Origin of the sequence: Chryseobacterium sp. Y16C, assembly GCF_022488405.1 — a bacterium.
Lineage (GTDB): Bacteria > Bacteroidota > Bacteroidia > Flavobacteriales > Weeksellaceae > Chryseobacterium > Chryseobacterium geocarposphaerae.
Window position 1 is genome coordinate 4862574 of the sequence record NZ_CP092711.1, and the last position, 10856, is coordinate 4873429.

At 33.0% G+C, this 10856-nt stretch carries 13 protein-coding genes; 4 read left to right on the top strand and 9 right to left on the bottom strand.

What is annotated here, in order from left to right:
* Positions 1 to 3 precede the first annotated feature (3 nt).
* The 3 genes from MKS83_RS22160 to MKS83_RS22170 form a co-directional block, all read right to left on the bottom strand.
* Positions 4 to 480, bottom strand: a complete 477-nt coding sequence (locus MKS83_RS22160) for a hypothetical protein (RefSeq protein ID WP_240581394.1) — start codon at positions 478 to 480, stop codon at positions 4 to 6.
* A complete protein-coding gene (gene idi, locus MKS83_RS22165; RefSeq protein WP_100375055.1) occupies positions 480 to 989 on the bottom strand; it encodes an isopentenyl-diphosphate Delta-isomerase in 510 nt (169 codons plus the stop codon). Before idi ends, MKS83_RS22160 begins: the two co-directional genes overlap by 1 nt.
* A 90-nt stretch (positions 990 to 1079) precedes the next feature.
* Entirely contained in the window at positions 1080 to 1682 is a 603-nt protein-coding gene (locus MKS83_RS22170) for a Pr6Pr family membrane protein (RefSeq protein ID WP_240581395.1), read from the bottom strand.
* Positions 1683 to 1883: 201 nt separating this feature from the next.
* Here MKS83_RS22170 and MKS83_RS22175 point away from each other — a divergent pair, with 201 nt between their 5' ends.
* Both MKS83_RS22175 and MKS83_RS22180 read left to right on the top strand, forming a co-directional pair.
* A complete protein-coding gene (locus MKS83_RS22175) occupies positions 1884 to 2288 on the top strand; it encodes a phosphoheptose isomerase (RefSeq protein WP_100375057.1) in 405 nt (134 codons plus the stop codon).
* Positions 2289 to 2384: 96 nt separating this feature from the next.
* Positions 2385 to 3344, top strand: a complete 960-nt coding sequence (locus MKS83_RS22180) for a D-2-hydroxyacid dehydrogenase (protein ID WP_240581396.1) — start codon at positions 2385 to 2387, stop codon at positions 3342 to 3344.
* A 53-nt stretch (positions 3345 to 3397) separates the two neighbouring features.
* On the opposite strand, the gene mscL is transcribed toward MKS83_RS22180, so the two are convergent.
* Positions 3398 to 3790 carry a large-conductance mechanosensitive channel protein MscL gene (gene mscL / locus MKS83_RS22185; RefSeq protein WP_240581397.1) on the bottom strand — a complete coding sequence of 131 codons (393 nt, stop codon included), beginning with the start codon at positions 3788 to 3790 and terminating at the stop codon, positions 3398 to 3400.
* Positions 3791 to 3865: 75 nt separating this feature from the next.
* Here mscL and MKS83_RS22190 point away from each other — a divergent pair, with 75 nt between their 5' ends.
* Complete coding sequence (locus MKS83_RS22190) at positions 3866 to 5383, top strand: NAD(P)H-hydrate dehydratase (RefSeq protein ID WP_240581398.1); 1518 nt, start codon at positions 3866 to 3868, stop codon at positions 5381 to 5383.
* A 27-nt stretch (positions 5384 to 5410) separates the two neighbouring features.
* Here the strand turns inward: MKS83_RS22190 and lgt are convergent, their stop codons facing one another.
* Together lgt and yidD are read right to left on the bottom strand one after the other, a co-directional pair.
* Positions 5411 to 6277, bottom strand: coding sequence for a prolipoprotein diacylglyceryl transferase (lgt, locus tag MKS83_RS22195; RefSeq protein ID WP_394336974.1), 867 nt, complete (start codon positions 6275 to 6277; stop codon positions 5411 to 5413).
* A 405-nt stretch (positions 6278 to 6682) separates the two neighbouring features.
* Positions 6683 to 6931, bottom strand: coding sequence for a membrane protein insertion efficiency factor YidD (yidD, locus tag MKS83_RS22200; RefSeq protein WP_240581399.1), 249 nt, complete (start codon positions 6929 to 6931; stop codon positions 6683 to 6685).
* 177 nt (positions 6932 to 7108) lie between these two features.
* Here yidD and MKS83_RS22205 point away from each other — a divergent pair, with 177 nt between their 5' ends.
* Positions 7109 to 8386, top strand: coding sequence for a replication-associated recombination protein A (locus MKS83_RS22205; RefSeq protein WP_240581400.1), 1278 nt, complete (start codon positions 7109 to 7111; stop codon positions 8384 to 8386).
* A gap of 51 nt (positions 8387 to 8437) precedes the next feature.
* Here MKS83_RS22205 and MKS83_RS22210 read toward each other — a convergent pair whose 3' ends face one another.
* The 3 genes from MKS83_RS22210 to MKS83_RS22220 form a co-directional block, all read right to left on the bottom strand.
* Positions 8438 to 8881 (bottom strand): hypothetical protein, encoded by a 444-nt coding sequence (locus MKS83_RS22210; protein ID WP_240581401.1) that lies wholly within the window; start codon positions 8879 to 8881, stop codon positions 8438 to 8440.
* A gap of 185 nt (positions 8882 to 9066) precedes the next feature.
* Positions 9067 to 9891: a hypothetical protein gene (locus MKS83_RS22215; RefSeq protein ID WP_240581402.1), complete on the bottom strand. Its 825-nt coding sequence runs from the start codon at positions 9889 to 9891 to the stop codon at positions 9067 to 9069.
* Between the two features lie 412 nt (positions 9892 to 10303).
* Positions 10304 to 10720, bottom strand: coding sequence for an acyl-CoA thioesterase (locus MKS83_RS22220; protein ID WP_240581403.1), 417 nt, complete (start codon positions 10718 to 10720; stop codon positions 10304 to 10306).
* Positions 10721 to 10856: the final 136 nt, after the last annotated feature.

Consider the following 10856-nt stretch of genomic DNA (forward strand, 5'->3'; position numbering starts at 1 on the left):
TTTCTATTTCTTTATTTTAAAACTATTAAAGGTCTCGTTAAAGAGGCTCATATAGTTTCCGTTCCAGTATTTTTCACCACAATTGATGGCAATTAGATATATTTCTTTATCTCTCTGAAAAACTTTGGTGATCCAGAAAAGCTTTTCTTTCGGGTCAAAATATTCATAAAAATATTCTGTGTATCCTTTTTTGCTTTTGTTGCTTTTTACTTTATTTTCTTCATCAGAAGACTTGTAAAGAGCCAGGATGAATTTTTTTATTTCGGTGGAGGGTAAGTCTAAATCGTGATATTCTGAAATGGTAACTGCTCCGATCTGATTTTTAGGGAAAATATTGACAATATCCGTATTGTTCATAGCTACCCAACCTTCAGGATAATTGATAGAATAATGGGTATTTTCATACGTTTGTGTCTTTTGAGCTGATAAAAACTGCCCTAAGAATAACAAGATAATGAATAGTGAATGCCTGATCATCATTAAAAATGATATTTATATTCTTCTAAAATAATTTTGAACCATTCGGTGAAAGTCTCCGGCTTTTCTGCGATTTCCTTATTCAGATCGTCCATAGAAATATATCTTACTTCTTCTACTTCTTCTTTGTTAAGGACAAACCCCGCATTATAAAAGCCTGTGAAAACATGGTCTAGCTCATGTTCCCAAAGATCTCCTCCAACATCTGCTTTATAAATAAAATGGAATTTCTCCGAAAGATCTGTTTCTATTCCGAGTTCTTCTTGTAGTCTCCTCTTGGCTCCTTCCAGATAAGTTTCTCCAATTCTAGGGTGTGAACATACCGCATTCGTCCATTGGTTTGGGGAATGGTATTTTTTTGATGCTCTTTTCTGCAAAAGCATTTCACCTTTGTCATTGAATAAAAAAACAGAGAAAGCACGATGTAAAAGGCCATTAATGTGGGCCTGCTGTTTTTCCATTAATCCCAAAACCTGGTCATCGGGATTTACTAAAACTACGAATTCTTCCATTTCTACAAATGTAAGTGTAATAAATGTATTTTGGAAATTTTTGTGAAAACATCATAAATTTTGAAGTTTCAGAGAATAAGATTATGAAAATCAATTATTCAGGTTCTTTCCTATACGAACAAAAAGCGTAGATAATGCTGCAAATAAAAGCAAAATCCCAAAAGAATTAAGGAGAACCTGAAAATACCCAAGATCGCTCACATTTATAAAAGGATAGGGATAGAAATCTGAAAAATATCCTCTGATTAATATATAAAAAAGATACAGCAAAGGGTAAATTGTCCAAGACAGAATTTGTCTGTAGTTCAGTCTGTTTTTATTTTCATACAGATACCAGTATATAAGAACGAAAATAGGAATAATTGTGTGCAGAAGTTCATCTACAAGCCTTTGTAATCCTTTTGGGTCCCATGTTGAACGGAGAATGATCTGATAAACTAGTCCTACAATTAAAATATAAATAGTAATGGCAGTCAGGATTCCCGGGTTTTTAATTTTTGGAATTCTTTTAAAAGCCTGCAATGTAAAATATCCGGCGACTATTATATTGGTAAGGATCGTAAAATAGCTGAAAAATCTGATGTTGGTTTCTGCAAAAGAAATCTGAGTGTTTTTTACCATCAGATAATATTGAGCAATAATCGAAAACCATCCGGCTAAAGCAAAGATCAAGGATAAAATTCTTTGTGTCATAAGGAGGTGTTTATCTTGATTTTTAAATATAGCTTTATTTTTTCTGAATAGAAAAATTTTAACCTGTAATAATAGAATAAGCGAAAAATTATTAATTTATTCCATTAATGTTATTTTTTATAGTAAAAATTTAATTTAAATGAACTTTGACAAAGGGTTTTTATTTTAAAAGTCATAAATTTGTTGATACAAAATTTCATAATGGAGTTAGAATACAAAGATCACATCAGTCCGATTCTGAAGGACGGAGTAAAAAATTACCTAATTGATATCGATGGAACCATTACAGAAGATGTTCCCAATGAAGAGCCGGAAAGAATGGTTACCTGTGAGCCTTTTCCCGATGCTTTAGAAACCATTAACAGATGGTATGATGAGGGACATCAGATTTGTTTTTTCACTTCAAGAACTGAAAATCTGAAACAAATTACAATCGATTGGCTGGATAAGCATGGGTTTAAATATCATAGCGTATTGTGTGGAAAACCTAGAGGGGGGAACTATCACTGGATAGATAACCATTTGGTGAGAGCTACTAGATATAAAGGAAAATTTACTGACCTTATAGAAAAGCAGGTAACCATTGAAGTTTTTAAAGAAGATTAAAAAATATAATTAAAGATTTAAAGATTAAACGATTAAAAGCAGATGCTTTTTCTTTGATTTTTAAATCTTTTAATTTTTAAATAATTAAAAGTATTTATGAAAGTTTTAGCAAACGATGGCTTAGATCAATCTGGAATTGATGCATTAAAGGAGAAAGGTTTTGAGGTAATTACAACAAAAGTAGCACAGGAATTTTTGGTAGACTACATTAATGAGCACCAGATCCAAACGCTTTTGGTACGTAGTGCAACACAGGTAAGAAAAGATATTATTGATAATTGTCCATCCATCGAGATTATCGGAAGAGGAGGAGTAGGAATGGATAATATTGATGTAGACTATGCAAGAGAAAAAGGCATACATGTAATTAACACTCCTTCAGCTTCATCAGAATCGGTAGCAGAATTGGTTTTTGCCCATTTATTTTCAGGAGCAAGATTTTTACAGGATTCTAACAGAAAAATGCCTTTGCTAGGTGACACCGATTTTGCTGGTCTGAAAAAAGCTTACACGGCAGGTATTGAGTTGAAAGGAAAAACAATAGGGATTGTTGGAATGGGAAGAATCGGTCAGGAAGTTGCTAAAATCGCTTTAGGTCTTGGAATGAGAGTAATCGCCGCCGATAGTAATGTAGGAAGAGCAAGTATTAAAGTGAAATTCTACAATAATCAGTTCATCAATGTAGATATTGAGACTGAGCCTTTACAGGATGTATTAAAGCATTCTGATTTCATCACGCTTCACGTTCCGGCTCAAAAAGACGGCTACATGATCGGTAAAAATGAATTTGAAATGATGAAAGACGGAGTAGCTGTGGTAAATTGTTCAAGAGGCGGAGTAATTGATGAAGAAGCTTTGATTGAAGCTCTGGATTCCGGAAAAGTAAGATTTGCTGGTTTAGATGTTTTCATTAATGAACCGACTCCTTCTAAAAAGATATTAAGTCATCCAAAAATTTCTTTGACTCCGCATACAGGAGCCTCTACTTTGGAAGCTCAGGATAGAATAGGGCTTTCTTTGGCTGAGCAGATTTCAAGTATTCTGCAAATCCAGTAAAGAGAGAAATGATATGGAAACAAAATAAGAACGCCGCAAATTTGCGGCGTTTTTTATGAATTTTTAGCTTTCAGCAAGTCTCTGATTTCCATTAATAATTTTTGATCTTCTGTAGGTCCTGCCGGTGCAGGTGCTTCTGCCGGAGCTTCTTTTTTCAGCTTGTTGATTCCCTTAATCATAAGAAATAAAGCCAGAGCGACTACAAGAAAGGAAATAGCGGAAGATAAGAACATTCCGTACTTTATAGCCGTACCCGGAATTACGAGGTCAGCCAGATTTTTTAAATTTAATTTTTCTAATGTGGGCGTTAAAATAGCAGGTGTAATAATATCCTCTACCAAAGAAGTGACAATCTTACCAAAAGCACCACCAATAATTACCCCGACAGCTAAATCTACCACGTTCCCTTTAACGGCAAACTCTTTAAACTCTTTGAAAAATCCCATATTTATATTTTTTTAATTGTTCCGAAAACTTATCTGAATGAATAATATTCACTAAATTTAAGAAAAACATTTTAAGTGAAAATTTTTACTGCAAAAAAAATTAAACAATGTGATGAATTTACGATTGCCAACGAGCCCATTTCTTCTGTACAACTAATGGAACGGGCAGCACAGTCGTGTGTCAATTGGATTTTAGAAAACTGTAAAATTCATAAAAATTTTACAATCTTTTGCGGAAATGGCAATAATGGAGGAGATGGATTGGCTATTGCAAGACTGCTCTATTTAAAGGGTTTTGATGTGGATGTTTTTGTAAAAGATACCAAAGGGAATTTTTCACGGGACGCAGCTATTAATCTCAAAAAGCTAAAAGATTTTTCAGGGATCAGCATTAAAGAATTCAAAGATTTTCAAAAGGAAAGAATAACCGAACAGACTATCTGTATTGATGCTGTTTTTGGAACAGGGTTATCCAGAAAGATGGAAGGAGAAGAACTGAAAATTATAAATGAACTGAATTCCTTACAGAACATAAAAGTTTCAATAGATATTCCTTCAGGTTTATTGGCGGATAAAAATTGGGATGAAGATTCTGTTGTTTTCAAAGCGGATTATACCTTAAGCTTCCAATTCTGGAAAAAAAGTTTTTTATATCCGGAAACAGGAAAATATACAGGCAAAGTTGTGATTTTAGATATTGGACTTCATCCTCAATATATTAATGAAACTCATACAACCGATTTTACTGTTGATGATGAGGTTATTAAAAAAATATTCAGACCCAGAAATGAATATTCACATAAAGGAAGTTTTGGTAAAGTTGGAATATTGGGAGGGAGTTATGGTAAAATAGGAGCTGCTGTTTTGTCAGTAAAAACTGCTTTGAAAAGTGGTGCAGGGCTGGTTTTTGCCTACAGTCCAAAATGTGGATATGATATACTTCAGACTTCTTCTCCGGAAGCAATGTTTATGGAAGGGGGAAAAGACTATATTGAAAATATTGACATTGATAAGGATATAGTCTTAGGAATCGGGCCGGGTTTGGGAACTCATCAGAAAACGGAAGAGAGTTTAATAAGGTTTTTAAAGAATTATTCGGCTCCTTTGGTGTTGGATGCGGATGCTCTTAATATTATTTCGAAAGATTCGTCATATGTGCATCTGATTCCTGAAAGCTCCATTATTACTCCGCACCCCAAAGAATTCGAAAGACTTTTTGGCAAAACAAAGGATTCTTTTGAAAGATCTGATCTTGCTGTGCAAAAAGCCATCGAGCTTAAGATTTACATTGTATTAAAAGATCATCATACTCAGGTTGTAACCCCGGAAGGAAATGTTTTTTATAATATTACAGGAAATTCCGGATTGGCAAAAGGAGGGAGTGGAGATATTTTAACGGGTATTTTGACATCATTATTAGCTCAGGGATATTCTCCGGAAAATGCTGCTGTTTTGGGAGTCTGGCTTCATGGGAAATCTGCAGATTTTGCAGCGGAAAAACATTCTAAAGAATCAATGCAGCCTTCAGATGTAATTAAAGAATTAGAAACTACATTCTTATACATCAACAAAAAAGTCACAAAGAAATTGTGACTTTTAAATATTGTATTTTGAAAAGAATTATTCAGGTTTGGCATTTTCTGCCTCAGTTATTTTAAACTTTTTGGAATAAATCATAATGATTACACCAGCTATCATAAACGGAATGGAAAGGATTTGGCCTGTATTTAATCCTCCAAACTGAATGAATTCATCTCCTTGAGGCTCTTTTAAAAATTCTACAAAGAATCTGATCGCCCAAAGAATAATAAAGAATAAACCAAATAACCATCCTTGCTGATATTTTTTGTCTGTTTTTCTGTATAAAACCCATAAAAGAATAAAGAGAAGTACATATCCTACCGCTTCAAATAATTGAGTTGGGTATCTTGGAACAGTCACACCGTATTCATCACTCATCTGAGGGAAAAGAAACGCAAACGGAGAATTTGCCGCTACAGGCTTTCCAATGATTTCTGAATTAAAGAAGTTCCCCATACGTACAAAAGCACCACCTAAAGCCACTACAATTCCCAATCTGTCATACACCCAGAAAGGGTTTTTCTTAATAATTTTATATGAATAATATAATGTTGTTAAAATTAAGGCTAAAGTTGCACCGTGACTTGCAAGACCGGAGAATCCAGTGAATTTAAATTCAGGTTTTGTCTGGATCGGTAAAAATACACTCCAGAAATCCTGTTTGAAAAGCTCCGGCTGGTAAAAAATAACATGTCCTAATCTTGCTCCTAAAATAGTTCCAATTAATGTCCAGGTGAAAAGAGGTTCAAGATATTTCTGATTAATATGATCAATAGTGAACATTCTTGTCATTAAAAGATATCCGAAACCAAAGGCAAAAATGAACATCAGACTATAGTAATGCAATGTAATTGGTCCCAGATGAATTCCGGTAGAAGGATCCCAGATTTTATATTCAGTATCCAATGCGACCTGATCGGTTGATTTTATTTCTTTTGGAATTTTTGCCAAGTATTTATAATCTTCTTTATTTTGTGTAGGCTTAAAGTCTTTATCTAAAAACTGGTACCCGCTCATTTTAAACATATTCAAAGAACTATCATAAAAAGCTCCCCATCCACCTTTAGATTCCAGGTTCGCTGAATTAACAATAACAAGCGTATTATTGCTTTTTTTATTTGAAAAATCTTTGAAAGTTTCAGCATCCGTAGTAGAAAATACTTTTACGGCTATCTTTTCATTATTTACTTTTAATACGGCATCTGAAAGTCCGTCAGGATAATTTTGTGAAAAAAGATTTTGTGCTAGAAACGCAAAAATCACAAGGTAAATTCTAAAGAATACATTACTCATTATAATGATGTTTTTATATTAATGATTACACTTTGGAGGTACGGGATCATATCCGCTTCCTCCCCACGGATGGCATTTTGAAATTCTTTTTACACCCAGCCAAAAACCTTTGAAAATCCCATGAACCTGTAATGCTTCTACCATATAATGTGAACAGGTAGGTTCATAACGACAGTTTTTAGGAAGTAAAGGCGAAATGAACCATTGGTAAAATCGTATTAATACTACCAGTGGAAATGTGATGATTTTATTGAATGCAGGTTTCAAAACATTGCAAAAATAGCGTAAAAAATTGAAAATTAGTTTAAATTTGTTACAAGTTTCGGAGCTTTACAGGTCTATTTGTCGGATAAAATCCAGTGTTTGTCGATTTGCTGATTTGATCATTTAAAATCGAAAAAATAGTATTGTTCCGAACATTCAACTTATATTAAATCTAAAAAATTGAATCAAAATATTCCATTAGCCGAAAAACTGAGACCTAAAACATTGGAAGATGTGTTAGGGCAGGAACATCTTACCGGAGAAAAAGGAACGATAAGAAAAATGATTGAGAACGATACACTGAATTCTCTTATTTTCTGGGGACCTCCGGGAACCGGTAAAACAACATTAGCTGAAATTATTTCTGAAAAATCTGGACGTAAGTTTTTTAAGCTTTCCGCAGTTTCTTCAGGCGTAAAAGATGTAAGGGATGTTATAGAAGATGCCAAAAAACAAAATCTGTTTTCCGGAAAATCTCCGATATTATTTATTGACGAAATACACAGATTCAATAAATCTCAGCAGGATTCGCTTTTACATGCGGTGGAAAAAGGTTGGGTAGTTTTGATTGGTGCGACAACAGAAAATCCGAGTTTCGAGGTTGTTTCGGCACTGCTCTCCAGAAGCCAGGTGTATGTGTTGAAAGCTTTAACTTATGAAAAACTGGAAGAACTTATTGATATTGCTTTGACAAGATACAATAAAGATGAAAATGAGAATTTTGTAATTAAGGATAAACAGGCTTTTATTCAGTATTCCGGCGGAGATGGAAGGAAACTGATCAATTCTGTAGAGCTGGTTCTGAATCAGTTTAAAAATTCTGGAAAAAAAGAAATTCAAAATGATGATGTAATGTCTGTTTTACAGGAAACAATGGCATTATATGATAAAAACGGCGAGCAGCATTATGATATCATTTCTGCATTTATAAAATCGATGCGGGGCAGTGATCCGAATGGTGCGGTTTATTGGTTAGCCAGAATGATTGCAGGCGGAGAAGATATTAAATTTATTGCAAGAAGAATGCTGATCCTGGCTTCTGAAGATATTGGTCTGGCCAATCCTAATGCTTTGGTGATTGCTAACAATTGCTTTCAGGCTGTCAATGTAATCGGAAATCCGGAAGCAAGGATTATTTTAAGTGAGACGGCAATTTACTTGGCTGTTTCTCCTAAGAGCAATTCAGCGTATGCTGCAATAAATGACGCATTGGCTTTTGTAAAGAAAACCGGAAATTTACCAGTACCTCTTCATTTAAGAAATGCACCAACAAAGTTGATGAAAGATCTGGATTACGGGAAAGAATATAAATATGCCCATTCTTATGAAGGGAATTTTGTTGACCAAGATTTTCTTCCGGAAGAAATAAAAGATTTGAAATTGTATGAACCCGGAAATAATGCTACGGAAAAGAAAATTTATGATGAGCTCAAAAAGAAATGGAATAATAAATATTAAAAAAGGTACCTCATTGAGATACCTTTTTTTATTAAGTAATTGATCTACTTTTTAGTATTGATATTTTTGAACTGTAGTAATAAATAATGTTTTCTTACCATTAAAATCATTTACTTCAATTTTATCAATGATATCTGCATAAATTTTAGTTGTAGAATCATTGAATTCATATCCTTCAATTATTACAGGATTAGTTTCCGGCAGTCCATATTGAATATTGAAATTAGACAATGTCATCCAATCCAAAGTGCCTACATCCTTTTTGTATTTTACTTCTGTCAATCCGTTCTGAGCCAAATAGCTGAATTTTTTTAAGTTCGCAGGAAGAGCAGTTGCTTTATAAGGAGTTGTACTTTGAACCATTGCTTTTCTGGCGTTAAATAGGTTTACAGTTCCTACAGCATCATTGCACACAGCAAATTTTACATTTGGGTTTTTCTGTGCCAATATAGTCACAGAAGCAAACATTAATAACGAGTATAGAATTTTTTTCATAATCTAATAAATATTAGGAATTAAAAACGCGATAAATATACTTCTTTTTTATGAATTTTCAATATAAATATTTAATATTTTGAGAATTGTGTAGAAATAAATATTTTGTTACGGTTATTTATGATATAAGTAAAAAGCATCACTTAAAAGTAATGCTTTTGCTTATATATTATATGTAAATATAATTAATTTGAGATTTTACTTACAGATATCTTGACTTTTCCATCGGTTAATAATCCCAGATTTACACCTCCTGTTTCAACAGCAAATGTAATAGTTTCTCCCGCGTTTAGCTGGATCATCGTATTTAATGAGCTTGAAGTTACAGGAACCGCTGCTAAAGTAACTGTTAAAACGGCAACTCTCACAGCATCAAATATCTTTGTTTCATATACAGTGGTTCCGTTTTTTATAATACCCAGTACTTTACTGCCTAATAAGCTTAGATCAACCCCGCCTTCTAATTGAAACTCATAATTTACCTCATATATACCTGCCTCCGGTGCAGTATAAACACCGTTTACAAATGATGCTGAGTTACCTGCTTTTACATCAGTAGAAGTTAAATTAATTTTATTCCAGTCAGTTCCGGAAATCCCTAGATTTAATAGTGACCATGCTCCGTCTCTCGTTGCGTACACGGTTGTGCCTGAACCCATACCTGAACCTGAATTTCCAGTTAGTAACTTCCATGTACTACTAGTGGAATCATAATAATAATATCCAGGAGCTGTAATATTTGCTGTTTTTGGGGTAGGTGTCGTTACTGCAGCAGTAATATATACTATTGCCCCATTTTGATTAGTAGTATATACAGCATCTTTAGCAGCTAGTTGATTACCTGTAATTCTTGGAGGAATAAATCCATCCACTTTACTTACATCTGTTGGACTACCATTTACATCCAACGTTGCTGTGGGAGTAGTCGTATTAATCCCAACGTTTCCTGTCTGTGAATAGCCTGTTGCGAATAAGCCTAAGAAGATCAGGGTGTAGAAATTCTTTTTCATGTTTTATATTTAATTGTTTGTATTCTGAGTAATTAGTGATGTAAATATAATAAAAAAAGTGATGATTTTATAGTTTTTCTAATAAAAATAAACAGTTAATTTTTTGTTTTGTTTAATGTTTTTCTAAAAATTTTGAATTTTTAATTGTTTTGTTCTTTTTTATTTGTTTTTTGATGAATTATTCACAGTATTTTGATAATTATTGTTTAAAATTTTAATTTTTGTCCACTGAAATAATTTAAAAAAACTAGGATTGAAATTTTAAGCAGTTGATATTCAAGTATATTTTTCTACATTTTTGAATTTTGGTTAAAAATATATCTCTATATTGTGAATATTGTGTAAAAAATAAAGGCTATTTCAAAAATATTTACTTTGAAACAGCCTGGGATATTAATATTTGATTTTTTATTTATTGATTCTGATTCCAGTTTTTGTTAATAAGGTCCATTAAAAAATCCGGACATTTAATAATTTTGTTTGTTTCAGCAGATAAAAAGAAGAGAGTTGTGGAAGCTTCGGTTAATTTTATCTGGTCTTCATTGTAGATTTCATATTCAAATTCTATTCTCACTCCCGGTTTCTTTTTCAGATAGGTGTGAATTTCTAATTTTTGATCATATAAAGCAGGCTTTAAATACTTAATTTTATACTCAGAAACAGGGAGCCAAATTCCTTGATTTTCAATCTCATTATATGACATCCCTATACTGCGAAATAATTCAACTCTGCCTATTTCAAGGTACTCTGCATAGTTCCCGTAATAGACATATTTCATAGGGTCTGTTTCTCCGTAACGTACTCGTATTGAGTGTGTTGTGTGTATCATTTTTAGGCTTAAATTATACATACAAATATATTTTTAAATAATCAATACCTGCAATATTTTTTTTTGAAAATAAAAAATTAGACCTTTGTCTTCCTCCTAAAAATAATACTAACAAAGAACTAATCAGGGCATAAAT

Excerpts from the sequence above, each read along its gene's own strand:
- MKS83_RS22160 (WP_240581394.1), bottom strand. The coding sequence starts at position 480 with ATGATGATCAGGCATTCACTATTCATTATCTTGTTATTCTTAGGGCAG.
- idi (WP_100375055.1), bottom strand. The coding sequence starts at position 989 with ATGGAAGAATTCGTAGTTTTAGTAAATCCCGATGACCAGGTTTTGGGA.
- MKS83_RS22170 (WP_240581395.1), bottom strand. The coding sequence starts at position 1,682 with ATGACACAAAGAATTTTATCCTTGATCTTTGCTTTAGCCGGATGGTTT.
- MKS83_RS22175 (WP_100375057.1), top strand. The coding sequence starts at position 1,884 with ATGGAGTTAGAATACAAAGATCACATCAGTCCGATTCTGAAGGACGGA.
- MKS83_RS22180 (WP_240581396.1), top strand. The coding sequence starts at position 2,385 with ATGAAAGTTTTAGCAAACGATGGCTTAGATCAATCTGGAATTGATGCA.
- mscL (WP_240581397.1), bottom strand. The coding sequence starts at position 3,790 with ATGGGATTTTTCAAAGAGTTTAAAGAGTTTGCCGTTAAAGGGAACGTG.
- MKS83_RS22210 (WP_240581401.1), bottom strand. The coding sequence starts at position 8,881 with ATGAAAAAAATTCTATACTCGTTATTAATGTTTGCTTCTGTGACTATA.
- MKS83_RS22215 (WP_240581402.1), bottom strand. The coding sequence starts at position 9,891 with ATGAAAAAGAATTTCTACACCCTGATCTTCTTAGGCTTATTCGCAACA.
- MKS83_RS22220 (WP_240581403.1), bottom strand. The coding sequence starts at position 10,720 with ATGATACACACAACACACTCAATACGAGTACGTTACGGAGAAACAGAC.